This is a genomic window from Rhizobium sp. Root149, assembly GCF_001427345.1.
In the GTDB taxonomy this organism is placed as follows: Bacteria; Pseudomonadota; Alphaproteobacteria; order Rhizobiales; family Rhizobiaceae; genus Neorhizobium; species Neorhizobium rhizoryzae.
Window position 1 is genome coordinate 244,697 of the sequence record NZ_LMGD01000012.1, and the last position, 26,306, is coordinate 271,002.

A 26,306-nucleotide genomic window follows, 5' to 3' on the forward strand; every position below is an offset into this window, starting at 1 on the left:
GAACAGAAAATGCGTATATCCTTTAGGCAGGAAACTGTCATGCTCGTGTCTGCGATATCAGTCGCTTAGATTGACATAAAGATATCTTTATGTGATTAAGCGAGTAAGGAATAAGGTGGTTTGAGGAGATGCCCGTGTTTGATCAGCTGTTTGGTCCCGAAGGCGCGTCACGAGATGGCAATGAGATTTTCGAAGCGCTGGCAAAGGCTGCGCGCGAACGGATTCTCATTCTCGACGGCGCCATGGGAACGCAGATCCAGGGGCTGGGCTTCGATGAAGACCATTTCCGGGGGGATCGCTTTATCGGTTGTGCCTGTCATCAGCAGGGCAACAACGACCTGCTCATCCTGACCCAACCACAGGCCATCGAAGACATTCACTATCGCTATGCCAAGGCTGGCGCAGACATCATCGAGACGAATACCTTTTCCTCGACCCGCATTGCTCAGGCCGATTACCAGATGGAAGGCGCGGTCTACGATCTCAACAAGGAAGGTGCGCAGGTCGTTCGCCGCGCCATCGAGCGGGCTACGCGCGAAGACGGCAAGCGCCGCTTTGTGGCAGGCGCCATCGGCCCGACGAACCGGACCGCCTCCATCTCGCCGGATGTGAACAATCCCGGCTATCGTGCCGTGACGTTTGATGATTTGCACTTAGCCTATGCCGAGCAGATCGACGGACTGATCGATGGCGGTGCCGATATCATTCTGATCGAGACGATCTTTGATACGCTGAACGCCAAGGCCGCGATCTTCGCTTGCGAAGAGCGTTTTATCGCCAAGGGCATCCGCCTGCCGGTGATGATTTCCGGCACGATTACCGATCTTTCGGGTCGCACGCTGTCCGGTCAGACGCCAACGGCGTTCTGGAATTCCGTCAGCCATGCGCGTCCGTTCACCGTCGGCTTCAACTGCGCGCTCGGTGCCGACGCCATGCGTCCGCATTTGCAGGAAGTTTCCGCTGTCGCGGATACCTTCATCTGCGCCTATCCCAATGCCGGCCTGCCCAACGAGTTCGGCCAGTACGACCAGTCGCCGGAGGCTATGGCGAAGCAGGTTCGCGAATTCGCCAAGGAAGGTCTGGTCAATGTCGTTGGCGGCTGCTGCGGTTCGACGCCGGACCATATTCGCGCGATTGCCGAGGCCGTAGCCGAATTCAAGCCGCGCCAGGTGCCTGAGCACCGCTCCTTCATGTCGCTGTCCGGCCTGGAACCCTTCACGCTGACCAAGGACATTCCTTTCGTCAACGTTGGCGAGCGCACCAACGTGACGGGTTCGGCCAAATTCCGCAAGCTGATCACCAATGCGGATTACACGGCGGCGCTGGCCGTTGCTCGCGATCAGGTCGAAAATGGCGCGCAGATCATCGACATCAACATGGACGAAGGCCTGATCGATTCCGGCCGCGCCATGGTGGAGTTTCTGAACCTCATCGCTGCCGAACCGGATATCGCCCGCGTGCCGGTGATGATCGACAGTTCCAAGTTCGAGATTATCGAAGGCGGCCTGAAGTGCGTTCAGGGTAAGGCAATCGTCAATTCCATTTCGCTGAAGGAAGGCGAAGAGAATTTCGTCAAGCAGGCTCGGCTCATTCGTGCCTTCGGTGCCGCTGTTGTCGTGATGGCCTTTGACGAAACGGGGCAGGCGGACACCTACGATCGCAAGGTGGAAATCTGCCGTCGCGCCTATAAGATCCTGACGGAAGAGGTGGGCTTCCCGCCGGAAGACATCATTTTCGATCCCAACGTGTTCGCGGTCGCAACCGGGATCGAAGAGCACAATAACTACGGTGTCGATTTCATCGAGGCGACGCGCACGATCCGCAAGGAAATGCCGCTGGTGCACATCTCCGGCGGTGTATCCAACCTGTCCTTCTCGTTCCGTGGCAACGAGCCGGTGCGCGAAGCCATGCATGCCGTATTCCTATACCACGCCATTCAGGCGGGCATGGACATGGGCATCGTCAATGCCGGTCAGTTGGCGATCTACGAGAATATCGATCCCGAGCTGCGCGAGGCCTGCGAAGACGTTGTGCTGAACCGTCGCGCTGACTCGACCGAGCGCCTGCTGGAAATCGCCGAACGCTTCCGCGGCACGGGGGCCAAGGAAGCAAAGGCACAGGATCTTGCCTGGCGGGAATGGCCGGTGGCGAAGCGCCTGGAACACGCGCTGGTCAACGGCATAACCGAGTATATCGAAGCCGATACCGAAGAGGCGCGTCTTCAGGCTGATCGCCCGCTGCACGTGATCGAAGGTCCGCTGATGGCGGGCATGAACGTCGTGGGCGATCTGTTCGGCGCTGGCAAGATGTTCCTGCCGCAGGTGGTGAAATCTGCCCGCGTGATGAAGCAGGCGGTTGCCGTTCTGCTTCCCTACATGGAAGAGGAAAAGCGCCAGAATGGCGGCGATGAGCGTCAGGCGGCGGGCAAGGTGCTGATGGCGACCGTCAAGGGAGACGTTCACGACATTGGCAAGAACATCGTCGGCGTCGTTCTCGCCTGCAACAATTACGAGATCATCGACCTCGGCGTCATGGTTCCCGCGACGAAGATCCTCGAGGTGGCGAAAGAGCAGAAGGTGGATGTCATCGGTCTGTCCGGTCTCATCACGCCTTCGCTGGACGAGATGGTGCATGTGGCTGCCGAGATGCAGAAGCAGGGCTTCGATATCCCGCTTCTGATCGGAGGGGCCACGACCAGCCGCGTGCATACGGCGGTGAAGATCCATCCGAATTATCAGGCAGGGCAGGCGGTTTACGTAACGGATGCGAGCCGTGCGGTGGGTGTCGTCTCCAGTCTGCTGGCAGAAGGCGGTCGCGAAGACTATGTCGAGAACATTCGCACCGAATATGCCAAAGTGGCGGCCGCCCATGCACGTGCCGAAGCCGAGAAGACGCGGCTTCCCATTGCGCGGGCGCGGGCAAACGCCCAGCAGGTGGATTGGGCAGCTTATCAGCCCACTCGTCCGAGCTTCCTCGGCACGAAGGTGTTTGACGATTATTCGCTGGAAGACCTCGTGCGCTATATCGACTGGACACCCTTCTTCCAGACGTGGGAACTGAAGGGGCGCTTCCCGGCAATTCTGGAGGATGAGAAGCAGGGTGAAGCAGCCCGCCAACTCTACGCGGATGCGCAGGCCATGCTTGCCAAGATCGTGGAGGAGAAGTGGTTCCGTCCGCGGGCCGTCATCGGTTTCTGGCCGGCGAACGCCGTGGGTGACGATATCCAGCTCTTCACAGACGAAGCGCGCCGCGAGGAACTGGCAACCTTCTTCACGCTTCGCCAGCAATTGTCAAAGCGGGACGGGCGGCCTAACGTGGCACTTGCGGATTTCGTGGCACCGAAGGATAGCGGCAAAGCGGACTATGTCGGCGGCTTCGTTGTGACAGCGGGCATCGAGGAAGTGGCGATTGCCGAACGCTTCGAGCGGGCGAACGACGATTACTCCTCCATCATGGTGAAGGCACTCGCCGACCGTTTTGCGGAAGCCTTTGCCGAACGCATGCATGAGCAGGTGCGCCGCGAGTATTGGGGTTATGCCAAGGACGAGCAATTCTCAAATGAGGAGCTCGTCGCCGAAGCCTATGCCGGAATCCGCCCGGCACCCGGCTATCCAGCCCAGCCGGATCATACCGAAAAGCGGACCTTGTTCGATCTGCTGGATGCGGAAAAGACAACCGGTGTGACACTGACGGAAAGCTATGCCATGTGGCCCGGCTCTTCCGTCTCCGGCCTCTACATCGGTCATCCTGACAGCTATTACTTTGGCGTTGCCAAGGTGGAGCGCGATCAGGTGGAAGACTATGCGCGCCGGAAGGGCATGGAGATCGCAGACGTTGAACGCTGGCTTGGGCCTGTGCTGAACTACGTTCCCACTCGACAGGAGACGGAAGAGGCGGCTTGAAACCTTTCAAGCAAGCTCATGACCCTGTAGGAGTCGGCGAAATCCCGCAAGATTCAGACCTTTGACTAATCCTGTGCCCAGCTGCGCTGCGGCGTGGGCCATCCTCTTCCTGAACAGACAAAAACCCGCAGCGGTAAAGCTGCGGGTCGGATGTGCATAGGACAGTAATATCTTTTGTCAGGCCAGATCCATGCCGTCGCCCGGGCCGGGATTGGCCTTGCTGGGATTTCCCGGTGTAGGTTGAGACATAAAGCCGTCTGAGGGATAACTCATCTGATATTCGCCCTTGATCCAAAGCTGGTTGAGACCGTCTGGGGTTCGGATAACCACTCCGCCTTCAATGCCTGGAACAGGCGTACCGCCCGCCGGATTGCCCCATCTGTCTGTTTCTCTTTGGTTGCCCGGCGCCGGATCACCCGGCATTTGACCCGTTCCGCCGCCCTCTGTCGGCATTGTTGGCGAACCATTTCCGGCCGGTTGCGGCACTGGGCCGCCGCCGGTTGGCTGCGCTGCGCCCGAGTTTGGAATGCCGGGCAGGGATGAAACCGGGATCGGGTTGTCGCCGCCTGTCGGCATCGTGGGAGAACCATTTCCGGCCGGCTGTGGCGTTGGACCACCGCCGGTTGGCTGCGCCGCGCCCGAGTTTGGAATACCCGGAAGGGATGAAACCGGGATCGGGTTATCGCCGCCTGTCGGCATCGTGGGAGAACCATTTCCGGCCGGTTGTGGCGTTGGACCACCGCCGGTTGGCTGCGCCGCGCCCGAGTTTGGAATACCCGGCAAGGATGAAACCAGGATCGGTTTCCCTTCGCCAGGTGATACCTTTCGTGGCGAACCGCCATCACCCGTCGTTGGCATGGCGCCTTTGCTGTCGCCGCCAGTCGGTATTCTGTCGTTTGCTAATGGATTGGTCTGATTACCTATTTTCATGGCAAGCTCTCCTTTTTGCCAATAGAGGTAAGTATTTAATGATCTTATTGTATGTGCCAAATGCGAAATATGGTATTTTTCTCGCCATTTAGACTCTTTTATGGAAAATTTCAATGGTAATTTAAGAAAAATCTCCGCATCTATACGGTATTTTATTCAATAATATTTTTTCATATTAATAAAATACGTAATTATTAATATTTTATATTTATTTTTATCTGCTCTTTTGATTATTGAGGCGATTTCAATTTCGTGAAAAAAAGTATCGAGCGGAATGTTTTGCTCTGCGTTTCCGCATTCAAATGATTCAGGGCGCATTGTTGAATATTAAAACCTGAGGCGCTGCCGAAAGGGTCGCGACGTTGAGCTTTGGCAAGCGCAATATTCCTTGCGGTTACCTCGCTTAGTCCATATTGCCGTGTGACTTCGGGTAGTAATGGCGCCTTTAATACAGAAAATATTTAAGGGAAACAATTGTGAAATTTAACTATAAATTTATGTATACGTAATTTTTTCTGTAATGAAATAATAATGATGGCGGGCTTTCTCGCCTATCCTCCGGAGATTTTGTTTGCGCCTGATGGAGTGGCAGACCTGCTTGGAATCAGCCGATCGTCAAAAGGATGGCCGTCGTATCGTCCGACTGCTTGTAACGCGGATAGGTAAGGCCATCGGGATCGACTTCGCGTTCCATATGGCGCAGCTCTGCAAAAAGCGGTGCGAGGCCTTCCGCCGCAGCACGTCTCACCAGTGAAGCCGCATCGTAACGCCCGTAAAGGCTGACGAGGTCTGCAAGTCCATCGGAGCAAACGAGTGCTGTCGCGCTTCCGTTTAAGTGGATTTTTGTTCGCACGAGGTGATCGGCAGTTTCGGGAACGAGACCGAGCGACCAGACGGTGCCTTCCGGGGTATTCTGTCGTTCGCGCCCGCGGCGCAATTTCTCCAGTGTCTGCGGATCGTTGACAGCACTGCCCGAGACACCGATGCCACCGACGCGCTCGATATGAAGGCGGGCTGCCGCCTGTTCGTTGGCAAAAGCATGCGGCAGTGCGGTGAATATTTCGGCCTCGCCATTCTCATGCAGGAGATACACGACACTGTCTCCAAGGCCGATGAACTCCAAGCCCGTATCGGACACATGCAGAGCTGCCAACGCAGCGAGCGGCCAGGCATAGCGCGGCTGCTGGCCTGCAGTCTGCAGGAAGGTATCCCGCGCCTGTGTCGAGATTCCGCGTATGACCTGAACGACATCGGCAGTCGCGTTCAACTGGCGGGCAAGCCGCTCAGCGGCGAACTGTGCAATCCAGGCCGCGTCGGAACCGAAGCCCGGCATGAATTGCCTGTCGCCCAATCCGGTCGCTCCGTCCACGACAAAGGCGCACGCTTCGTTAAAGCCGAAGCGATCCTCGTTCGCGCGATCGGCCTTGCCCGGATCCGAGAGGGTTTCGACGATCTCGAGACGGATCATTCCGCGAGCAACATCAGGCCTTCAGGATTGAGCTGAATGGCGACTGGCTGGCCCGAAATGGGCGGCGGATTGTTGGGGTCGTTGAAGGCATCGAATGCGATGGTGCTGCCCTGCACATCGACTTTCGTGCGCACAACGGAACCGAGGAAGTGCGAGGAGATGACTGTTCCCTTGAGAGTGCCGGTCGAACTCGTCGGTGCAAGGCTCGCTGCTTCGGGGCGGAAAGCGAGCGAGACCTTGTCTCCTGCCTTCTTGCCATCGAGCGGTTTCGGCAGGACCAGGACGTGGTCTGCGATGGAGACGACGCCCGATGCAGGCTCGCGCACCTGCGCTTCCACGACGTTCAGGGTGCCGACGAAGTTTGCGACGAAGCGGGTTGTCGGTTTGCTGTAAATTTCAGAGGGCGTGCCGATCTGGTCCGCTTTGCCGGCGTTCATGACAACGATACGATCCGAGATCGACAGCGCTTCTTCCTGATCATGGGTGACGAAAACTGTCGTGATACCCAGCTGGCGCTGGATCTGGCGGATTTCCTCGCGCAGCGAGACACGGATCTTGGCGTCAAGCGCAGAAAGCGGCTCATCAAGCAGCAGAACCTGCGGGGCAGGGGCAAGCGCACGGGCAAGCGCCACACGCTGTTGCTGACCGCCGGACATTTGGTAGGGATAGCGGTCCGCCAGATGCTCCAGATGAATGAGCTTCAGCATTTCTTCAACGCGGGCCTTGATCTCAGCCTTCGGTTTGCCCGCGACCTTGAGTCCGAAAGCGACGTTGTCGAAAACGTTCATGTTCGGAAACAGTGCATAGGCCTGAAACACCATGCCGATATTCCGCTGGTTCGGTTTCAGGCTCGTCTGGTCTTTTCCGTTGATGACGATCGATCCATCCGAGGGGGTCTCGAAGCCCGCAATCATGCGCAGGATTGTCGTCTTGCCGCAGCCGGATGGCCCGAGGAAGGAGACGAATTCGCCTTTTTCAATCGACATGTTGAAGTCATGGACGACCTGAACCGGTCCGAATGCCTTCTTGATATGGGAGAGTGTCAAAAAGCTCATGTACTAGAATTCCTCAGACCGGGCGCTGCGTGGATTTTTGCAGGCGGGAGACCAACTGGATCAAGCCAAGGCAGCCCCAGGTGATGACGAAGGCGATGACGGCGAGTGCTGCGGGCTCATAGGCCCGGTTTGCGCCGAGCAACTGCATGTATGGACCGAAGGCCGGACGGTTCAGAAGCGCAGCCATGGTAAATTCACCGATGACGATGGCAAAGGTCAGGAAGGCGCCGGAAAGCACCGCGACCAGCACGTTCGGCAGGATGATGCGGCCGATGATGGTAATCCAGCCGGCACCCAGGCTCTGGGCTGCTTCCGTCAATGTCGTTACATCGATGGTGCGCAGACCGGTGTCGACGGCTCTATACATGTAGGGAAGCGCAAGGGTGGTGTAGCCACAGACCAGAAGCAGATCCGTGCCGAAGGCGCTGCCTGTCAGCGGCAGCCAGCTCGACGTGTTGTACAGCCGGATATAGCCGAAAACGATGACAATGGCCGGGATGACCAGCGGCAGGAGGGTGACGAACTCGATATACGGACGCAGGAAGGGCAGTTTCAGGCGAACCCAATAGGCTGTCGGCACGACCAGCAATACACCGACCAGAATGGTGAAGAGCGCGAGCGTGACCGAGTAGGTGAAGGTCTCCCGGAAACGGTCGTCGCCGAACACCTTCATATAGGCATCGAACGAGTATTCGCCGCGCCGCATCTTCAGCGAGAAATTCGTCATGCCGATGAGCGGCAGGATGAAATAAAGAAGGCCGACGATCAGTGCGGCCCAGGCCCAGAGACGCTTCATTTCATCCACCTTTCGCTGCGTGCACGCAACACGATGTAGACCGTATTGGCAACTCCGGTGACGACGATCATACCGAAAGCAAGAGCATAGCCCAGATGAGGGTCGCCCAGAACGTCACCGCGGATCTGCGCGAACAAGAGGATCGGCACGATGCTGAGCGACGAGCCCGTCAGCGCGATGGCTGTAGCGACGGCGCCGAAGGCATTGGCAAAGAGAAGCGCAAAGGTGCCCAGAATGGCGGGTGTCAGGATAGGCAGGGCAACCATGCGCCAGTACTGCGCATTCGTAGCGCCCAGAATGGAGGCTGCTTCCCGCCATTCCTTTTTCAGGCCATCGAGCGCTGGCGTGATGATGAGGATCATCAAAGGAATCTGGAAAAAGAGATAAGTGAGCGTCAGACCCCAGAAGGAGAGGAGATTGAAGCCGAGCGCACGCAGATTTATGCCGAACTGCTGCTGTAGAAAGACGGTGATGATGCCGAGAGGGCCCAATGTGGCGAGAAAGGCGAATGCCAGGGGGACGCCTGCGAAGTTCGACGCGACGCCCGAAAACGTCAGCAGCGGGCCGCGGATCCAGCGTGGAAGTCCTCCGAGCACAACGGCAGCAGCGACGAAAAACCCGATCAGGCAGCCGAAGAAGGCCGAGGCGACGCTGATGCGTATCGAGATGCCGTAGGCGGCCATGATGGAGGGTGTGAACAGGTTGGCAATATTGTCGAGGCTGATGCTGCCGTCCGGTCGCTGGAAGGCTCCGACCACGATCTTCAGTGTTGGCAGTACCATGAACAGCACGACGAAGGCGGCAAAGGGCAGCACGCCAAGCCAATGCAGGGGCAATCGAAGCCGCTTCACCGGGGCCTTGGCCGCCGGTTGTAACTGTGTGGTCATTCCCCTCGTTCCCGCTCGTTGTGGTTCAACGTTATTGGTTCTGGTGGATGTCAGTCCGATAGTTTTGCGGTGCTGCCCCGATGATTGCAACCGGGGCAGCTGCACTTGAAGCCTGTTACTTCACGTTTGCGCCAACGACCTTGTCCCAGCCAGCGGTGACTGCGGCCTTGTTGTCGTCAACTTCCTTGAGGGTCGGGAAGTAAGCCTTTTCGTAGGCAGCTGCCGGAGGCAGCTTGTCAAGCAGATCCTTCGGGATCTTGTTTGCCTTCGCCATGGCGTTGAAGCGGATCGGGTGGCAGTAGCCCTTCAACCAGCCGATCTGGCCTTCGTCGGAGTACAGGTGTTCCATCCACAGCTTTGCGGCGTTTGGATGCGGAGCGTAGGCGGAGATGCCCTGCACGTAGACACCGGCGAGAACGCCCTTTTCCGGAACGATGACGTCAACCGGCGGGTTGCCGGCAAGTGTCGCCTTGGCGGAAAGCGCGTTGTAGTCCCACATGACGACGATCGGCGTTGCACCCTGCGCAAGGGTTCCCGACTTGCCGATGACCGGGACGAAGTTGCCAGCCTTGTTCATCTCGGCGAAGTACTTCAGACCTGCTTCGCCAGCTTCCTTGCCAGCCTTGGCACCGGTTGCCATGCCCGCTGCAAGCACTGCCAGGATTGCCTGGTTGGAAGCACGTGGGTCACCCGCCAGAGCCACCTGGCCAGCATAGTCCTTCTTCAGAAGGTCAGACCAGTCCTTCGGGGAATTCTTGACCAGATCCTTGTTCACCAGCATCGCCATGACGCCGTAGTAGTCGCCGTACCAGTAACCGTCAGCGTCCTTTACGTTGTCCGGGATCTCGTTCCAGGTCGATACCTTGTAGGGCTGCAGAAGGCCTTCAGCCTTCATCTGCGGGCCGAAGGCCAGGCCAACGTCGACAACGTCAGGGGCCTGCGGGCCCTTGTTGTCCTTGTTTGCCTTGATGGCTTCAACTTCATCGGCCGAACCGGCATCCGGGTTCAGTTCGTTGACCTTGATTTCCGGATACTTCTTCTTGAAGGCAGCGATAACTTCGCCATAGCCGCACCAGTCATGGGGCAGGGCGATGGTGGTCAGCATGCCTTCCTTCTTGGCGGCGGCGATCAGCTCTGCGCTTGGTTCTGCGAGTGCCAGGCTGCTTGATGCAACCATGATTGCCGTGGTCAGTGACAGCAGTCTTTTGGTCTTGGTCATCACGATGTCCTCCGTTGTCTGGTTCGTGTGGGCGCAACTCGTAGTGCCACTTCATGAATGGCATGTGACACTTTCAAAATGTAGTCTGCCGCGGAAATGCTTGTTGTTATTCGGCAGCTTTCCCCTTGTTTTTCTTGTACTAACGCTCCCTGCTAGGGGCAGTCCGCCGAAACAGCCGACTGCGTTCAAAAAGCGTTTCGAGAGAGTTCATACGCTCTCTCGTCTTTTCCCACGTCGCACTCTGAACGGCTTCGATCAGAGCCTCGACAGTGAAGAGTGTCACCACGGACGAATCCCAGGCCGATGGGGCCTCGATGCGCACTTTGAAAACATGTTGCGCATGACGAGCCACTGGCGATGCCCAGACGTCTGTGAAGAGGATAATAACCACACCATTGGCCGCAGCCGTTTCTGCAAGCGTCGCCAACTCCTGCTCATAGCGACGTATGTCGAAAATAACGATGACGTCACCTTCGCTCATGTTGAGCAGATATTGCGGCCAGGAACTGCGATTGGTGGAGATGAGGGTGGCGCGAGGCCGGATGACCTGCATGTGCGTGAAGAAGTATTCGGCCAGCGCGCCGGTAATGCGCCCGCCGACGAAATAGACCGATCGCTTGTCGTCCCTCAACAGGGCGGCTGCGGCATCGAAAGTCGCGACATCCATGGTCGACAAGGTTTCGCGCAGATTGTCGGTGATGGCCTCCGCAAAGCGGTTCAGGATATGTGCCGTCGGAGCACCGGATGCCCAGCGATCATGCTTGGTGATCGGGTTTGAAATGGTGGCTTCAAGTTCGACGTGCAGGTGCGCCTGAAATTCCGGATAGCCCTTGTAGCCCAGTTTCTGCACCATGCGCGCGACTGTGGGCGTCGAGACACCGGCATTGTCGGCAGTCGCAGTAATGCTGCCCAGCCCGGAAACGGGATAGTTCTCCAGCAGGCTGTCTGCGAGCCGTTTCTCAGCCGGGGTTAACCCGTCATAGCGCTGACGGATTACCTCCAGCACGGTGTGCGATGGAGATGTCACTGGTCTTCAATTCCCCTTCCGGTCTTATGCCGGTTTAGCGCCAGTTAACATTTGTGACAGCCCAAGAGTCAATCCGGCGACTGAAAAGAAATTTTCAAAAAATCGTTGACGATGACAAGATGATGAAGAATTCTCTTCGCCACACCCTCAAGGCATGATGCTGGATAAAAGTAATGTTGGCGCAAACGGACTTCCTGACTGAACGCGACGGGCAACCGGTCGCCGTGGAAAATGCCGATGGGCGTAGCGCCGTTGTGCTGGTTTGCGAGCATGCTTCCTTGCGCCTGCCGGAGGCCGTTGGCACGTTGGGGCTTTCGGACGATGCGCTGTCATCGCACATCGCATGGGATCCGGGTGCATTGGCAGTCTCCCGGCTGATGTCCAAAAGTCTGGATGCCATGCTGATTTACCAGCGCTTTTCCCGGCTCGTCTATGATTGCAATCGTCCTCCGGAATCGCCTGCCGCCATGCGCGATGTCAGCGAGGTCTTTCGTATCCCTGGCAACGAGAACCTGAGCGAGCAGGAGAAGGTGGCCCGGACGCAGGCCCTCTATTTTCCTTTCCAGAACCGCATCCGCGATGAGCTCGAGGCGCGCGCGAGCCGTGGCCAACCTGCTGTTCTGGTGACCGTGCATTCGTTCACACCTGTCTATTTCGGCAAGCCGCGCGAGGTTGAGATCGGGATCCTGCACGATACCGATAGCCGTCTGGCTGACCGCATGCTTGCCGCTGCTGCCGATACATCGCTCTACCGCGTGGAGCGCAATGAGCCATACGGTCCGGCGGACGGTGTGACCCATACGCTGGAGCTTCATGCCCTACCGAACGGGCTTCTGAACGTGATGATCGAAGTGCGTAACGATTTGATAGAAGACGAAGTCGGCCAAGGGGTCGTGGCTGATTTCCTGACCGGCCTATTGCGGGAAAGCCTGCAGCAGCCGGAATAAAAAGAAGACCCGGGGAGACAGTTGTTGGCGTGCCCGCAACCAGAAGGGAGCGGGAGAGAATTCGAGGCCGTTCAGGCGGCCATTCGATAACAGGGGAACGTCATGTCAAATTACACGGAGAATGACAAGAAAGAGGACGTGCAGATCCTGCACTCCATGGGCTATGCGCAGGAACTCGAACGGCGCATGAGCTCCTTTTCCAATTTTGCGATTTCCTTTTCCATTATCTGCATTCTTTCCGGCGGCATCAATTCGCTGGGACAGGCAACAGCGGGCGCCGGTGGCGCCTCCATCGGCATAGGCTGGCCCTTGGGTTGCCTGATCTCTGGCATCTTTGCGCTGGGTCTCGCCCAGATCAGCTCTGCCTATCCTACCGCAGGCGGCCTCTATCACTGGGGCTCCATTCTGGGTAACCGGTTCACCGGCTGGCTTTCGGCCTGGCTCAACCTGCTCGGTCTTGTCACCGTTCTCGGCGCGATCAACGTCGGCACTTTCTATTTCTTCTTCGGGGCCTTCGGCTCCACATTCGGCATTGAAGACACGCTGACGCACCGCGTGCTGTTTGTGGCCGTCATCACCGCGCTTCAGGCCCTGATCAACCATTTCGGTATCGGTCTCACCGCAAAGCTGACGGATTTCTCCGGCTACCTGATCCTGGCAACCGCAGTGATTTTGACAGTTGTCTGCCTTGCCAGCGCACCATCCTACGAATTCGCGCGCCTCTTCACATTCGGCAATTATACCGGCCAGCCGACGATGGCAGCCGATGGCACCATGACCGGCGCTGCCGTCTGGCCAACGGCGGTATCCGCTGGCATGGCATTTCTGCTGGGCCTTCTGCTGCCGATCTACACGATCACAGGTTATGACGCGTCGGCCCACACATCTGAGGAAACCGTGAAGGCTGCCGTGTCCGTGCCGAAGGGCATGGTGTCATCCGTCATCTGGTCTACCGTCTTCGGCTACATCATGCTCTGCGCCTTCGTGCTGATGCTGCCGAACATGGATGACGCCGCCAAACAGGGCTGGAACGTCTTCTTCTGGGCGATGGATGCACAGGTGAATGGTACGGTAAAGACTATCCTTTATGTCCTGATCTTCCTCGCACAGCTTCTTTGCGGGCTGGCGACCGTAACCTCCGTTTCACGCATGATCTATGCCTTTTCGCGTGACAAGGGACTTCCGGCCTCATCCGCTCTCGCGAAGGTCAGCAGCAAGTACCGAACACCGGTTGCTGCGATCTGGACAGGTGCAGTCCTGGCGGTTCTGTTCGTGTGGTTCACGTCTGCCATCACCATTGCCGGGACGCCTGCCTATTCCATCGTCGTCTCCTGCACGGTCATCTTCATATTCCTGTCCTTCGTCCTACCCATCGCACTGGGATTTGCCGCTATCGGCACGTCAAAATGGCCGGTGATGGGCCCCTGGAACATGGGGGTAGGCGCGTACAAGCTCGTGGCCATTCTCGCAGTGGTTTCGATGGCCATCATTTTCTATATCGGGGTGCAGCCGCCAAATGACTGGGCGCTTGAAATCACGCTCGGCTTCCTGGTTCTGACCGCCATCGTCTGGTTCGGCTTCGAGAACCGCCGCTTCCAGGGCCCGCCGATCGGCGATGCCATTGCCAAGCGCAAGGAGCAGATCGCTGCTGCGGAGGCGGCCGTCGGCGAGGCGTGAAACGGTTTTGAACAATCATCGCCGCCGCACGGGAGGTGCGGCGGTTTTCCATTCGAGAACGGATAAAGAAAAATGAGCTCGACCTATACTTTCGACGACCTGAAGATTGATGTTGCCGCCGGACGGATCGACACCGTCGTCGCTGCGCAGGTGGACATGCAGGGCCGCCTGATGGGCAAGCGCTTCCAGGCAGAATATTTCGTCGAAAGCGCCTGGAAGGAAACGCACAGCTGCAACTATCTGCTGGCGACCGACATGGAGATGGAAACCGTTTCCGGCTACAAATCCACCAGTTGGGAAAAAGGCTATGGCGATTACACCATGAAGCCCGATCTTGCGACGCTGCGGAAGATTCCGTGGCTGGAAGGCACCGCGCTGGTGCTGTGCGATGTGCTGGACCATCATACTCACGAAGAAGTGCCGCACTCGCCGCGCGCCATCCTGAAAAAGCAGGTCAAGCGGCTGGAAGACATGGGTTTCACGGCCTTCATGGCGACCGAGCTGGAATTCTTCCTGTTCGACCAAAGCTTCGAATCGGCCCGCGAGAGCGGCTATCGCAACCTGAAGCTCGCCAGCGGCTACAACGAGGATTACCACATCTTCCAGACGACCAAGGAAGAAGAGGTCATGCGCGCCATTCGCACCGGTCTGCAGGGGGCGGGGGTGCCGGTCGAGAACTCCAAGGGAGAGGCGTCCGCCGGTCAGGAAGAAATCAATGTGCGCTATGCCGAGGCGCTGACCATGGCGGATCGTCACGTCATCATCAAGAACGGCGTCAAGGAGATTGCCTGGACCAAGGGCAAGGCTGCAACCTTCCTCGCCAAGTGGAACTATTCGGCGGCCGGTTCTTCCTCGCACATTCACCAGTCGCTCTGGAGCGCCGACGGCAAGACGCCCTTGTTCTACGACAAGGACGCCGAACATGGCATTTCGCCGCTGATGAAGAACTATATCGCTGGTCTGCTGGCCCACGCGTCAGAGATCACCTATTTCCTCGCGCCCTACATCAATTCCTACAAGCGGTTCGTGGCTGGAACGTTCGCGCCGACCAAGATCGTGTGGAGCAAGGATAACCGGACGGCAGGCTTTCGGCTTTGCGGTGAAGATACCAAGGGCATCCGCATTGAATGCCGGGTTGGTGGCTCGGATCTGAACCCCTATCTCGCCATGGCAGCTTTGCTCGCGGCAGGTATCGAGGGTATCAAGAACGGTATGGAGCTTGAGCCTGCCTTCGTCGGAGATGCCTATGGCGGCAAGGGCGTGCGGGAAATTCCGCGCACATTGCGCCATGCCACCGAGCTGTTGCGCAATTCTGCCATGTTGCGGGAGGCATTCGGTGACGACGTCATCGACCATTATGTGCGCGCAGCCGAATGGGAGCAGGAAGAATATGACCGCCGCATCACGGATTGGGAAGTAGCGCGCGGTTTCGAACGGGCGTAAGGCCCACGGTCTGTCTGGCCGTATAAACAGCTATGTCATCATGGCAGCGGCGGTGCCGCTGTCGTTCTTTGAAGGGTAACAGGAAAACGATCATGACAATGATCCAATGTATCTCGCCGGTAGATGGTTCGGTCTATGCCGAACGTCCTGCCAGTTCTCTGGAAGCTGCCAGCGAAGCGGTTGCTCGCTCGCGCCGGGCGCAGAAGGACTGGGCCAAGCGCCCGCTGGAGGATCGCGTTCAACTGGTGATGAAGGGCGTTGCGCGCCTGAACGAGATGGTGGACGAGGTCGTGCCGGAACTGGCATGGCAGATGGGTCGCCCCATTCGCTATGGCGGCGAGTTCAAGGGTTTCAACGAGCGCTCGAACTATGTCGCAAGCGTGGCCGCAGAGGCGCTGGCGCCGATCGAGATCGAGAGGAGCGCCGCCTTTACGCGCCGCATAGAGCGCGAGCCGCATGGCGTCGTCTTCGTCATCGCGCCGTGGAACTACCCCTACATGACGGCAATCAACACGGTCGCTCCGGCGCTGATGGCTGGCAATACGGTCATCATCAAGCATGCGGCTCAGACACTGCTGGTTGGTGAGCGCATGGTGCGTGCCTTCGTGGAAGCAGGCGTGCCGGCTGACGTGTTTCAGAACCTGTTCCTCGACCACGCAACAAGCGAAAAGCTGATTGCCGCCGGTTCGTTCAACTTCATCAATTTCACCGGCTCTGTCGCAGGTGGCCGTGCCGTGGAGAAAGCCGCTGCCGGAACCTTTACCGGCATGGGGCTGGAACTGGGCGGAAAGGATCCGGGCTATGTCATGGAAGACGCGGATCTGGACGCTGCCGTTGATACATTGATGGATGGCGCGACCTTCAATTCCGGCCAGTGCTGCTGCGGCATCGAGCGCATTTACGTGCATGAGAGCCTCTACGACGCCTTTGTCGAGAAGTCCGTGGCCTGGGTTTCCAACTACAAGCTGGGCAATCCGCTGGACAAGGAAACCTCGCTCGGGCCGATGGCCAATGTACGTTTTGCCAGGACCGTGCGTCAGCAGGTGGCGGATGCGGTTGCCAAGGGCGCCAAGGCGCTGGTCGATCCGAAGCTGTTTCCGCAGGATGATGGTGGTGCCTATCTGATGCCGCAGATCCTGGTGAATGTGGACCACTCCATGGAATTCATGCGCGAGGAAACATTCGGTCCCGCCGTTGGCATCATGAAGGTGAAGAGCGATGCCGAGGCGCTCGACCTGATGAATGATTGCAAATACGGGCTCACCGTTTCGCTCTGGACCAAGGATGAGGAACGCGCTTCCCGCATCGGCACCGAACTCGAAACCGGCACGGTCTTCATGAACCGTTGCGATTATCTCGATCCGGCACTGGTCTGGACGGGCGTGAAGGAAACCGGACGGGGCGGTTCGCTCTCCGTTCTCGGTTTCCACAGCCTGACCCGTCCGAAGTCCTATCACCTCAAGAAAGCCTGAGACGCCATGAACATTACCGCAAACTGGAGCTATCCGACCGCCGTCAAGCTTGGCCGTGGCCGTATCAAGGAACTGGCGGACGCCTGCAAATCGCTGGGCATGAAGAAGCCGCTGCTGATCACCGACCGTGGTCTTGCCAATATGGCGATCACCCAAGGGGCGCTGGACGTGCTGGAAGAGGCGGGCCTTGGCCGCGCCATCTTCGCGGATGTCGATCCAAACCCGAATGAGAAGAACCTTGAGGCGGGCATCAAGGCTTTCCGCGCAGGCGGGCACGATGGTGTCGTTGCTTTCGGCGGCGGCTCCGGCCTCGATCTCGGAAAATGCGTGGCCTTCATGGTTGGGCAGGATCGCCCGGTCTGGGACTTCGAGGATATTGGTGATTGGTGGACACGCGCCAAGGTGGAAGGCATTGCGCCTATCGTTGCGGTTCCGACGACTGCGGGTACCGGTTCGGAAGTGGGCCGCGCTTCGGTCATCACCAACTCGGTCACGCACGTCAAGAAGATCATCTTCCACCCGAAGTTCCTTCCGGGTGTCGTGATCAGCGATCCTGAACTGACGGTCGGCATGCCGAAGGCAATTACGGCTGGAACCGGCATGGATGCTTTCGCCCATTGCCTGGAAGCCTATTGCTCACCCTTCTTCCATCCCATGAGCCAGGGTATTGCGCTGGAGGGCATGCGGCTGGTGAAGGAGTTTCTGCCGCGCGCTTTCCACGAAGGCACGGATATTGAAGCCCGCACCAACATGATGGCGGCGGCCGCTATGGGTGCCGTTGCGTTCCAGAAGGGTTTGGGTGCCATCCACGCGCTATCCCACCCGATCGGTGCCGTTTACAATACGCATCACGGCATGACGAATGCTGTCGTGATGCCGCCCGTGCTGAAGTTCAACCGTTCGAAGATCGAGGAGAAGATCGAGCGTGCCGCGGCTTACCTTGGGATCGCGGGCGGATTTGACGGCTTCTACGATTACGTTCTGAAACTGCGCAGCGAACTTCACGTGCCGGAAAACCTGACGGCCATGGGAATTCAGCCGGACCGAATCGATGAACTCGCCGCCATGGCCATTGAGGACCCGTCCTGCGGCGGCAATCCGGTAACGCTGACTTTGGAAAATACCAAGCAGCTTTTCCGCGACTGCTTCTGAGATTTGACGATTATCAAACCTGTGGAGGTCCGGCCTATCGTCGGGCCTCTTTTTGCGCGTATTCCCCGGCGTGCCCAATCCTAAGTTCTGTTAGGTAAATTTAACGGATTGTGAATTTACACATCGTTAACCCTGTTTAGAGAAACTTTGCATCAAGAGCACATGTTCCGGTGCTCGTTTGAGCGATGCGGCTCGATTACAGACGAGGATGCCGATTTATGCCCGTGATTTCTTTCGCGAATGCCAAGGGTGGGGCAGGCAAAACCACCGCAGCACTGCTACTGGCCACCGAACTCGCTCATCAGGGCTATCGTGTAACGTTGATCGATGCGGATCCTCAGCGTTGGATCAGCCAGTGGCATGAGTTGTCAGGCGCTGTCCGAAACATCTCCATCATTACGGAAGTATCTGTTGCGTCTCTGCAGTGTCATCTGCGCGAGATGGCGGGACAGACGGATTACTTCGTTATCGATCTTGCCGGCGCGCGCGACGCTTTGGTGACGACTGCGCTCGGTCTCTCTGATCACGTTTTCATTCCTGTCCAGGGTTCTGCCATGGATGCCAAGGGCGCGGCACAGATCCTCGACCTCCTGGCGCTGATGAAGGAAAAGGCAGGCCATGCCGTCGCCCATTCCGTGGTGCTGACCCGCGTCACGCCCATGGTCACGACGCGCTCTCTTCTCGCGATCAAGGGCCTGCTGGCTCAGCGCGGTGTGAACGTGCTGAATACGCCGATTGGCGAACGCACGGCCTTCCGCGAATTGTTCGAAGTAGGCGGCACGCTCTATTCGCTGGATGCGGCCAAGGTTTCAAACCTCGACAAGGCCCGCGACAATATTCGCGCTCTGGCCGATGAGGTGAAGCGCCTGATGCCCATGCGCATCGTTCGCTCCGGCGTGGCGCGTGTGCTGAACTTCAATCGTTCAGCCGCTTGAATGAGACAATGGCCGAAAAGATGAGGGGCGCCGCGGCGCCCCTTTGCATGTCCGCAGGTAAGCAGATCAATCCACGAACTCCACCACGGTTCCCTGCTTTACCATTTTGGCGAGTTCGGTTGCGTCCCAGTTGGTCAGGCGGATACAGCCGTGGCTGTTGGTTTTACCGATCTTGGAGGGTTCCGGCGTTCCGTGAATGCCGTAGGTGGGTTTGGAAAGCGCAATCCACACCGTACCGACCGGCCCGTTCGGCCCCGGGGGGATCTGCAGGATCTTGTCGTTATTGCCCTGCTTGAAGTTGATCTTCGGGTTGTAGGTATAGCCCGGATTCAGCGCAATGCGCTCCACTGTGTGGGTGCCACTCGGGGAAGGCGTGTCGGACGAACCGATGGTTGCCGGATAGGCTGCGATCAGGCGGCCGTCCGCACCATAGGCGAAGACCTGCTTCTTGGCCTTGTTGGCAACGACGCGAACCACTTCGCCGGTTTTCGGCTGACCCGGATTGATGACTTTGATGATCGAGCCGGGCACGGAAAAATCGACGCCGGGGTTCAGCGACTTCAGGTATTCCTCATCCATGTGAAAGCGTTCCGCGAGCGCCTCTGTCACGGATGTAAAGGACATGGCTGGAAGCTGCGCCTTGTGGGCATAATCATCCGGGATGGACGCAACATAAGGGCCCGCCGCATCGGCTGCGGTAATCGTGTAGTCCACGATTGGGAGCCCGCCCTCATAGGTCAGGCGCTGCATGATGTCTTCGGAATTGTTCGGATCGAGCGTCTCGCCGGTCATTTCCTGCCAGGCGGCGACAGCCTTGTTGACGTTGTCGCCCAGATGACCGTCTATAACGCCGGGAGAAATGCCCTGCCGGTCAAGGAACACCTGAAGGGCAGCAATCTCCGCCTGCGGCTTCTTGGTCACGGCGATGATGGGCTTGTTGCTCGACGGGGCAATGTTAGGCTGCGGAAGCGCGCGCTGCGGCTCTATGCTGGCGTCTTCCTGGCCATCGTCCATGATCGCGCCATCGGCATCCAGCGGCAGGCGATCAATGGATGCATCACGCGGAATGGAACCTGTCACCTCTCCGGGCTCACCCGGTCGGTACTGGCGGTAATCCTGATAGCCGCCACCGCGCGCACTCTGGCCGTAGCGATCGTTGTAGCGCGGAGCGTAGGGGTCCTGCCGGCCATAGCCGCCGGCGGACGGATCATAGCGATTGCCGCCGTAGGTATCGTTGCGCATTTCGGTGGCAACGAGATTGCCCCAGTGATCAAGATAGACACGGCGACCCATATTGTCTCGGCTGATCACGACATCGCGGCTATCTGGCGTGTAATCCAGAATGGCGCCATCGGGAGCGACCAGCACGACGTTGGAGGGCGAACGCACGTAGCGTGTTTGCGCAAGGGCAGGGGATGCCACCTGCACACTGACGAGGGCTGCAATGCCAAGGCTTGTCACAAATAAGCGCTTCACGATATCACCGTTAGAGAACACGAATGGAAACGGCGAATCCGCCGTCGCGTTCCACCCCACCTTACCGACTTTTGTCAGACAGGCCGATTTTGACGCAAGTGTGGAAAAGATAAAAATTCAGGGTGAACACGAGCTTAACGTGAACATTTTATTAGCCTGTGAACCAATCACAGGTCTGGGAGGCGAATGTGAAGCAATTTTCTGCGGGCCGTGGGCCGATCATCCATCTCGATCCGACAAGCGTCATGGATATCGGCAACTGTATTGTCGCCAATACCGATATTGCACCCGGACGCGCCATTCCCGACGATGGAGATGCACGCATCGACCATTCGCTCGAAGGGTTTCTGTTCACCTGCGGGCCTGATCATATCCGCCACCCTGTTCCGATCGATGGCGATGCTTCGGGTAAGCGCTATCCGTTGCACGGATCCTTCTCCTCCCATCCGGCTGAAATCCTGTTCTGGGATGCGCAGGGAGACGAGGCGGAGTGCACGGCGCGCATTCCGGTTCAAACCGCCGATGGCGGCTCTGTCGTTCTCGACCGTCACTGGCGGATGAATGGCGCGACGGGGGAGGTCTGCCTTTCTGACAAGGTGACCAATGTTGGCGAGAAGCCCATAGCCAAGGTGCATATGTACCATATGAACATCGGGGCCTGGCTCTTCGATGACAATGTAAGGCTCAATGGCCAAATGCTGGAGGGCGGTGGCTTTCCATGGAATTTCGGGGACGATCCGGGCGGGGTGTTCTGCGTACCAGCCCGTGCTGAAGGTGAGGATTGGGCAGAGGTGTCGCTCGGCCCGATTGCCAGCCTTGGCGGCGTGACGCTGCGTGTGAAGTTTCTGACCAGCACGCTTCCCTATCTGCAGGTGTGGAGAAATCAGAAGCAACCGGCGCATGTGCTGGGCATCGAGCCCGTGTCGCATCGTCTGGCAAGCCGCGAAGAATTGGCCCGCTCAGGAGAACTGGAGATGCTGAAGCCGGGTGAAAGCGCAGACTACGCGCTTCGCTTCAGTTTCGTTTGAACTGGTACCGCGATTGACGGGGGCGAGCCTGCGTCGTAATTGAAAGCCCAACATTTTCCAAGCCGGAGGCTGAACCATGGATATCCGCCAGATCAACGACGAGTATTCCGTCACAGGGCAGATTCTTCCCAGCGATCTCGACCAGATCAAGGCTCTGGGTTTCAAATCCATCGTCTGCAATCGCCCGGATGAAGAAGAGCCGGGGCAGCCTTCCTTTGCCGAGATTGCGGCGCGCGCCAAGGAGCTTGGCCTCGACATCGCGCATGTGCCGGTCGGTCGGATGGGTGTCGATGCGGAGGCGGTAAAGGGCATGGTGGATGCGCTGGATGAGTTTCCGCGCCCCATGCTGGGTTATTGCCGCTCGGGCGCGCGCTCGACTGCCATCTACGAGAAGAGCCTGCATCTGCGCGGCTGATTTCTGTTTACGACCTTCTGCAAGCTCAATCCATTGAGGAGCATATTATGAGCATCAAGCGTATCGAACCCGGCAAGCGCATGAGCGGCGCCGTCGTTCACGGCAACACGGTATACCTGGCTGGTCAGGTTGGTGAAGGCGCAAGCGTTACCGAACAGTCCAAGTCGGCTCTGGCTGAAGTTGACCGCCTGCTGGCCGCTGCCGGTTCGGACAAGTCCAAGATTCTTCAGACGATCATCTATCTGTCGGATATGTCCACCTTCGGTGAAATGAACGCCGTCTGGGAAAGCTGGATCGATCCGGCGAACCCGCCAGCCCGCGCAACGAGCGAAGCAGCGCTTGCCACGCCGGACTACAAGGTCGAGTTCATCGTCACGGCTGCGCTGTAATCAGCGCCTGACATATTGATTCAAAAGCCCGGTGGATCGGCTTGATCCGCCGGGCTTTTTCGTAATTCAGGACTGCCTATCAAGCAGAAGTCCTTCCGCGAGAGCTTTGAATGCCTCGATTGCCTGCGACAGCGAAGCCTGCGGATTTTCCTTGGCTGCGACCCACATGGCGGCGTTGAAAGCTGCGCCGCTGAGCAGGCGAGAAGCTGCTTCCGGATCGACCGGCCGCAGGATTCCTTTCGCGATCAAGCTCTCAACCGTGCGAAGCGTTTCTGCCAGACAACTGCTCTGGCTTGGCCAACGAGACGGATCACCTAATACAGCCGGTCCATCACGCAGCACGATCTGCTGAACCTCTGGTTCCAGAGCCATCTCGATGTAAGCCTTCGCCTCCAGAAGCATCGCATCCCAATCATTTTGCGCGGATGATGCACGTATCTTCGCTTTGGCGGCCATTTCTGAATCGATCTGATCCACGACGGCGGCCAGAAGCCCCCGTTTGTCGCCGAAGCTGTGGTAGAGAGCGCCGCGTGTAAGGCCTGCTTCGGCGGTTAATTCATCCATGGAAGCCTCGGCATAGCCCTTTTCTGCAAAGGCCTTCCGCGCTGACGCAAGCAGCTTTTTCCGGTTTTGTTCGGCTTTCTCAACGCGTGTTGCTGACATCCACCCTCTCTCACCTACGCTGCGTATCTGAATTGACATACGTCGCGTATGTAATTATTTTCTCACATACGAAGCGTATTTGAGGCGCTTGAAAATCGCAAGGAGTATGAGATGAGTCGACGTGAAGCTGTTTTCCCGGCAGAACGGCATGCACTGTATGAAAAGCATGGGTATTCCGCCGCCATCCGGTCCGGCGATTTGCTGTTTGTCTCCGGACAGGTTGGAAGCCGCGCTGATGGTTCGCCGGAGCCAGATTTCGAAGCCCAGGTCCGTCAGGCCTTCGCCAATCTCTCGGCGGTCTTGAAGGCAGGCGGTTGCAGCATTGACGATATTGTGGATGTCACGACATTTCATACGGACCCTGAAAACCAGTTTCCGACCATCATGTCCGTCAAGCAGGAAATATTTCCGACAAAGCCCTATCCAAACTGGACTGCCGTTGGCGTGAACTGGCTGGCAGGCTTTGATTTCGAGATCAAGGTCATCGCCCGCATTCCGGGCGACAACTGAGCCTGTCGGGCTGCGGCATTCGCAAGTGCCGCAGCCACTGACACGTCAGGCTTTGTTTCTGATCTGCGTCAGCGTGCGCGTCGGCGTGATGGCTTCGGGCGACAGCATGACCTCGATGATGGCGGGCTTGCCGCTTGCGCGGGCCCGTTCGAAGGCCGGACCGAATTCATCGGTCTTTGAGACCCGCTCGCCATGGCCGCCATAGGCTTGCGCAAAAGCGACGAAATCCGGGTTGACGAGATCAGTGCCGCTGACACGGCCCGGGTAATCGCGTTCCTGATGCATGCGGATGGTGCCATAGGTGCCGTTGTTGACCAGCACGGTGATGATCGGCAGACCATAGCGCACCGCGGTGATGAATTCCTGGCCGTGCATCATGAAGCAGCCATCACCCGCAAAGCAGATGACTTCGCGTTCCGGGAACAGGGCCTTGGCCGCCACGGCGGCAGGCAGGCCATAGCCCATGGAACCGGAGGTCGGGGCCGATTGCGTGTTGTAGGCCTGGAAGCGGTGAAAGCGATGCAGCCAAGTTGCGTAGTTGCCAGCGCCATTGGTGAAGACGGCGGTCTTCGGCACATTCGCCTCGATCCAGTTCATGATCGGGCCCATCTGCACATCGCCCGGTCCGGTTTCCGGCGGGGTGGACCAGCGCAGATAGGCATCATGCATGGTGGCGGTACGCTCAGCCCAGGCAGGCTGTGCGGGCGCTTCCAGATCCTTGATGGCCGCCACGAATTCGGCAGGCGCTGCAACGATGGCAAGATCGGGGCGATAGATGCGGCCAAGCTCTTCCGGGTCAGGGAAGACGTGCACGATCTTCTGCGACGGGTAGGGGATGTCCAGCAGCGTATAGCCGGAGGAGGGCATTTCCGACATGCGGCTACCGAGCAGCACGATCAGGTCTGACTCCTTGATCTCCTTCGCCAGTGCCGGGTTGATGCCGATGCCAACATCGCCCGCGTAAGAGCTATGCGTGTGATCGAACAGCATCTGGCGGCGGAAGGAGCAGCCGACGGGCACGCGGAACCTCTCAGCGAAAGCCCGGAAATCGACGACCGCCTGTTCATTCCAGCGCGTGCCACCGATGATGAACATCGGGCGCTTGGCCTCGCGCAGCATTTCCCCGAACGCCTTGACCTGCGATTCGCCCGGGTGGCTTTCCACCGGTGTGTAGGGTCTGGCTTCCGGCGCGTCGACGACATCGCGCAGCATGTCTTCCGGCAGGGTAAGCACTACAGGGCCGGGGCGACCAGACGTGGCGACAGCGAAGGCGCGGGTTACAAATTCCGGGATACGGCGTGCATCGTCGATCTCGCCGACCCATTTGGCGAATTCGGTGAAGGCGCGGCGATATTCCACTTCCTGAAAGGCTTCGCGTTCACGCGCATCGCGCTGAACCTGCCCGATGAAGAGGATCATCGGGATTGAATCCTGCATCGCGACGTGAAGGCCAGCCGAGGCATTGGTGGCGCCCGGGCCGCGTGTGACCATGCAGATGCCCGGCTCGCCTGTCAGGCGGCCCCAGCTATCGGCCATCATTGCCGCGCCGCCTTCCTGACGGCAGATCATCACCTCGACGCCGCTGTCATAGAGAGCGTCGAGAACGGCGAGGTAGCTTTCGCCGGGAACGCAGGAAACCCGTTTGACGCCATTGGCCTTCAGCGCATCGACAATAAGTTGGCCGCCGGTCTTCATGCCTGTTTCCTCTCCTGTTTCTTTGCCTCAAGCTCTGCGAGGACTTCATCTGTGTGTTCGCCCAGTGCAGGGCTTGGTCTGTGATAGGTCAATGGCGTTTCGGACAGAATGATCGGCGTACGCACGCCGGGAATGACCGTACCATCCTGCGCAGCGAGATCGATCTTCAAGTCGCGCGCCTTGATCTGCGGATCGTCGAACATTTCGTCGATCGAATTGATCGGACCGGCGGGTACGGCATTCTCCCCGCAGGCGGCCAGCAGGTCCGCTTTCGTCCATGTTTCCGTTTTGGCGATGACGGCGGCACGAACCGCCTCGCGGTTTGCCACGCGTGCCTTGTTGGTGGCAAAGCGCGCGTCTGCGCTCATTTCTTCTAGCCGCAAAATCTTGCAGAGCCGCGCGAACTGGCCGTCATTGCCAACGGCGAGAATGAGATGGCCGTCAGCAGTCGGAACCACTTCATAGGGGCTGATATTCGGGTGGGCATTGCCCAGCCGCACCGGCGCCTTGCCAGAAATGAGATAGTTCATGTTCTGGTTGGCGAGGACTGCCGACATGACATCCAGAAGTGCCATGTCGACATGCTGGCCCTTGCCGGTCTTCAGCGCATGGATGAGGGCCGCCTGAATGGCCGTAACCGCATAGATGCCGGTAAAGATATCGGCAATCGCAACGCCTGCCTTCATGGGTTCGCCGTCCGGCGTGCCGGTGATGGACATGAAGCCGGACATGCCCTGAACAATGTAGTCATAACCCGCGAGGGAGGCATAAGGGCCATTCTGACCGAAGCCTGTGATGGAGCAGTAGACGAGCTTCGGGTTGATGGCCTTCAGGCTCTCATAATCCAGGCCGTATTTCTTCAGGCCGCCGAGCTTGAAGTTTTCGATGATGACATCGGCATCCTTTACCAGTTCCCGGACGATTTCCTGACCTTCCGGCGCGCTGAAATCGACCGCCACCGAGCGTTTGCCGCGATTGGTGGAGTGGTAATAGGCGGCAGAGAGGTTGTCGCCATTCACGCTTTCCACAAAAGGAGGCCCCCAGGCCCGTGTATCGTCGCCGCCATTTGGATTTTCGACCTTGATGACATCTGCACCCAGATCAGCCAGCATCTGGCCTGCCCAGGGGCCTGCCAGAACGCGAGCGAGTTCAATGACGCGAATGCCGTGCAGAGGGGCGGCGTGGGGAGGTGAGGCAATCATGATGGGACGACAAGCTCC

General features: G+C 58.3%; 22 protein-coding genes. 11 read left to right on the forward strand and 11 right to left on the reverse strand.

Annotation, left to right across the window (positions count from 1 at the left end):
- Positions 1-134 precede the first annotated feature (134 nt).
- Entirely contained in the window at positions 135-3,902 is a 3,768-nt protein-coding gene (metH, locus tag ASD54_RS08150; RefSeq protein WP_062554750.1) for a methionine synthase, read from the forward strand.
- 177 nt (positions 3,903-4,079) lie between these two features.
- Here the strand turns inward: metH and ASD54_RS08155 are convergent, their stop codons facing one another.
- The 7 genes from ASD54_RS08155 to ASD54_RS08185 form a co-directional block, all read right to left on the reverse strand.
- Positions 4,080-4,832 carry a hypothetical protein gene (locus ASD54_RS08155; protein WP_156379132.1) on the reverse strand — a complete coding sequence of 251 codons (753 nt, stop codon included), beginning with the start codon at positions 4,830-4,832 and terminating at the stop codon, positions 4,080-4,082.
- Positions 4,833-5,436: 604 nt separating this feature from the next.
- Entirely contained in the window at positions 5,437-6,300 is an 864-nt protein-coding gene (locus tag ASD54_RS08160) for a protein phosphatase 2C domain-containing protein (RefSeq protein ID WP_062554103.1), read from the reverse strand.
- Positions 6,297-7,355, reverse strand: coding sequence for an ABC transporter ATP-binding protein (locus ASD54_RS08165; protein WP_062554104.1), 1,059 nt, complete (start codon positions 7,353-7,355; stop codon positions 6,297-6,299). Before ASD54_RS08165 ends, ASD54_RS08160 begins: the two co-directional genes overlap by 4 nt.
- Positions 7,356-7,368: 13 nt before the next feature.
- Positions 7,369-8,151 carry an ABC transporter permease gene (locus ASD54_RS08170; RefSeq protein ID WP_062554105.1) on the reverse strand — a complete coding sequence of 261 codons (783 nt, stop codon included), beginning with the start codon at positions 8,149-8,151 and terminating at the stop codon, positions 7,369-7,371.
- Positions 8,148-9,038: an ABC transporter permease subunit gene (locus ASD54_RS08175; RefSeq protein WP_062554106.1), complete on the reverse strand. Its 891-nt coding sequence runs from the start codon at positions 9,036-9,038 to the stop codon at positions 8,148-8,150. Before ASD54_RS08175 ends, ASD54_RS08170 begins: the two co-directional genes overlap by 4 nt.
- A gap of 115 nt (positions 9,039-9,153) precedes the next feature.
- Positions 9,154-10,260 carry an ABC transporter substrate-binding protein gene (locus tag ASD54_RS08180; RefSeq protein WP_062554107.1) on the reverse strand — a complete coding sequence of 369 codons (1,107 nt, stop codon included), beginning with the start codon at positions 10,258-10,260 and terminating at the stop codon, positions 9,154-9,156.
- A 136-nt stretch (positions 10,261-10,396) separates the two neighbouring features.
- The gene (locus ASD54_RS08185) at positions 10,397-11,284 is read right to left on the reverse strand and encodes a MurR/RpiR family transcriptional regulator (RefSeq protein ID WP_062554108.1); all 888 of its coding nucleotides are present in this window, start codon (positions 11,282-11,284) and stop codon (positions 10,397-10,399) included.
- A gap of 173 nt (positions 11,285-11,457) precedes the next feature.
- Between ASD54_RS08185 and ASD54_RS08190 the strand changes: the two genes are divergently transcribed.
- The 6 genes from ASD54_RS08190 (at position 11,458) to ASD54_RS08215 (ending at position 18,910) form a co-directional block, all read left to right on the forward strand.
- Complete coding sequence (locus ASD54_RS08190; protein ID WP_062554109.1) at positions 11,458-12,231, forward strand: N-formylglutamate amidohydrolase; 774 nt, start codon at positions 11,458-11,460, stop codon at positions 12,229-12,231.
- Between the two features lie 102 nt (positions 12,232-12,333).
- Positions 12,334-13,908, forward strand: a complete 1,575-nt coding sequence (locus ASD54_RS08195; RefSeq protein ID WP_062554110.1) for an amino acid permease — start codon at positions 12,334-12,336, stop codon at positions 13,906-13,908.
- Between the two features lie 72 nt (positions 13,909-13,980).
- A complete protein-coding gene (locus tag ASD54_RS08200; protein ID WP_062554111.1) occupies positions 13,981-15,351 on the forward strand; it encodes a glutamine synthetase family protein in 1,371 nt (456 codons plus the stop codon).
- 92 nt (positions 15,352-15,443) lie between these two features.
- Entirely contained in the window at positions 15,444-16,823 is a 1,380-nt protein-coding gene (locus ASD54_RS08205; RefSeq protein WP_062554112.1) for an aldehyde dehydrogenase family protein, read from the forward strand.
- Positions 16,824-16,829: 6 nt separating this feature from the next.
- A complete protein-coding gene (locus tag ASD54_RS08210) occupies positions 16,830-17,975 on the forward strand; it encodes an iron-containing alcohol dehydrogenase (RefSeq protein WP_062554113.1) in 1,146 nt (381 codons plus the stop codon).
- 218 nt (positions 17,976-18,193) lie between these two features.
- Positions 18,194-18,910, forward strand: a complete 717-nt coding sequence (locus tag ASD54_RS08215) for a ParA family protein (RefSeq protein WP_062554114.1) — start codon at positions 18,194-18,196, stop codon at positions 18,908-18,910.
- A gap of 66 nt (positions 18,911-18,976) precedes the next feature.
- On the opposite strand, the gene ASD54_RS08220 is transcribed toward ASD54_RS08215, so the two are convergent.
- Positions 18,977-20,338 carry a L,D-transpeptidase gene (locus ASD54_RS08220; protein WP_244484731.1) on the reverse strand — a complete coding sequence of 454 codons (1,362 nt, stop codon included), beginning with the start codon at positions 20,336-20,338 and terminating at the stop codon, positions 18,977-18,979.
- 236 nt (positions 20,339-20,574) lie between these two features.
- Between ASD54_RS08220 and ASD54_RS08225 the strand changes: the two genes are divergently transcribed.
- The 3 genes from ASD54_RS08225 to ASD54_RS08235 all read left to right on the forward strand — a co-directional run bounded on the left by ASD54_RS08225 (position 20,575) and on the right by ASD54_RS08235 (position 22,218).
- Positions 20,575-21,414 carry a DUF4432 family protein gene (locus ASD54_RS08225; RefSeq protein WP_062554752.1) on the forward strand — a complete coding sequence of 280 codons (840 nt, stop codon included), beginning with the start codon at positions 20,575-20,577 and terminating at the stop codon, positions 21,412-21,414.
- 76 nt (positions 21,415-21,490) lie between these two features.
- Positions 21,491-21,829: a TIGR01244 family sulfur transferase gene (locus tag ASD54_RS08230; protein WP_062554115.1), complete on the forward strand. Its 339-nt coding sequence runs from the start codon at positions 21,491-21,493 to the stop codon at positions 21,827-21,829.
- Between the two features lie 47 nt (positions 21,830-21,876).
- Complete coding sequence (locus ASD54_RS08235) at positions 21,877-22,218, forward strand: RidA family protein (protein WP_062554116.1); 342 nt, start codon at positions 21,877-21,879, stop codon at positions 22,216-22,218.
- A 66-nt stretch (positions 22,219-22,284) separates the two neighbouring features.
- Here the strand turns inward: ASD54_RS08235 and ASD54_RS08240 are convergent, their stop codons facing one another.
- Complete coding sequence (locus ASD54_RS08240; protein ID WP_062554117.1) at positions 22,285-22,881, reverse strand: TetR/AcrR family transcriptional regulator; 597 nt, start codon at positions 22,879-22,881, stop codon at positions 22,285-22,287.
- A 111-nt stretch (positions 22,882-22,992) separates the two neighbouring features.
- On the opposite strand from ASD54_RS08240, the gene ASD54_RS08245 reads away from it, so the two are divergent.
- Entirely contained in the window at positions 22,993-23,391 is a 399-nt protein-coding gene (locus ASD54_RS08245) for a RidA family protein (protein WP_062554118.1), read from the forward strand.
- A 45-nt stretch (positions 23,392-23,436) separates the two neighbouring features.
- On the opposite strand, the gene ASD54_RS08250 is transcribed toward ASD54_RS08245, so the two are convergent.
- Complete coding sequence (locus ASD54_RS08250) at positions 23,437-25,086, reverse strand: thiamine pyrophosphate-binding protein (protein ID WP_062554119.1); 1,650 nt, start codon at positions 25,084-25,086, stop codon at positions 23,437-23,439.
- Entirely contained in the window at positions 25,083-26,288 is a 1,206-nt protein-coding gene (locus ASD54_RS08255) for a CaiB/BaiF CoA-transferase family protein (protein WP_062554120.1), read from the reverse strand. The genes ASD54_RS08250 and ASD54_RS08255 overlap by 4 nt, the downstream gene beginning before the upstream one ends.
- Between the last annotated feature and the right edge of the window lie 18 nt (positions 26,289-26,306).

Bases quoted from the DNA above. Each gene is read 5' to 3' on its own strand.
- ASD54_RS08195 (WP_062554110.1), top strand. From the start codon at position 12,334: ATGTCAAATTACACGGAGAATGACAAGAAAGAGGACGTGCAGATCCTG.
- ASD54_RS08215 (WP_062554114.1), top strand. From the start codon at position 18,194: ATGCCCGTGATTTCTTTCGCGAATGCCAAGGGTGGGGCAGGCAAAACC.
- ASD54_RS08210 (WP_062554113.1), top strand. From the start codon at position 16,830: ATGAACATTACCGCAAACTGGAGCTATCCGACCGCCGTCAAGCTTGGC.
- ASD54_RS08155 (WP_156379132.1), bottom strand. From the start codon at position 4,832: ATGAAAATAGGTAATCAGACCAATCCATTAGCAAACGACAGAATACCG.
- ASD54_RS08160 (WP_062554103.1), bottom strand. From the start codon at position 6,300: ATGATCCGTCTCGAGATCGTCGAAACCCTCTCGGATCCGGGCAAGGCC.
- ASD54_RS08230 (WP_062554115.1), top strand. From the start codon at position 21,491: ATGGATATCCGCCAGATCAACGACGAGTATTCCGTCACAGGGCAGATT.
- ASD54_RS08165 (WP_062554104.1), bottom strand. From the start codon at position 7,355: ATGAGCTTTTTGACACTCTCCCATATCAAGAAGGCATTCGGACCGGTT.
- ASD54_RS08255 (WP_062554120.1), bottom strand. From the start codon at position 26,288: ATGATTGCCTCACCTCCCCACGCCGCCCCTCTGCACGGCATTCGCGTC.
- ASD54_RS08175 (WP_062554106.1), bottom strand. From the start codon at position 9,038: ATGACCACACAGTTACAACCGGCGGCCAAGGCCCCGGTGAAGCGGCTT.
- ASD54_RS08170 (WP_062554105.1), bottom strand. From the start codon at position 8,151: ATGAAGCGTCTCTGGGCCTGGGCCGCACTGATCGTCGGCCTTCTTTAT.
- ASD54_RS08245 (WP_062554118.1), top strand. From the start codon at position 22,993: ATGAGTCGACGTGAAGCTGTTTTCCCGGCAGAACGGCATGCACTGTAT.
- ASD54_RS08240 (WP_062554117.1), bottom strand. From the start codon at position 22,881: ATGTCAGCAACACGCGTTGAGAAAGCCGAACAAAACCGGAAAAAGCTG.
- ASD54_RS08250 (WP_062554119.1), bottom strand. From the start codon at position 25,086: ATGAAGACCGGCGGCCAACTTATTGTCGATGCGCTGAAGGCCAATGGC.
- ASD54_RS08205 (WP_062554112.1), top strand. From the start codon at position 15,444: ATGACAATGATCCAATGTATCTCGCCGGTAGATGGTTCGGTCTATGCC.
- ASD54_RS08200 (WP_062554111.1), top strand. From the start codon at position 13,981: ATGAGCTCGACCTATACTTTCGACGACCTGAAGATTGATGTTGCCGCC.
- ASD54_RS08190 (WP_062554109.1), top strand. From the start codon at position 11,458: ATGTTGGCGCAAACGGACTTCCTGACTGAACGCGACGGGCAACCGGTC.
- ASD54_RS08235 (WP_062554116.1), top strand. From the start codon at position 21,877: ATGAGCATCAAGCGTATCGAACCCGGCAAGCGCATGAGCGGCGCCGTC.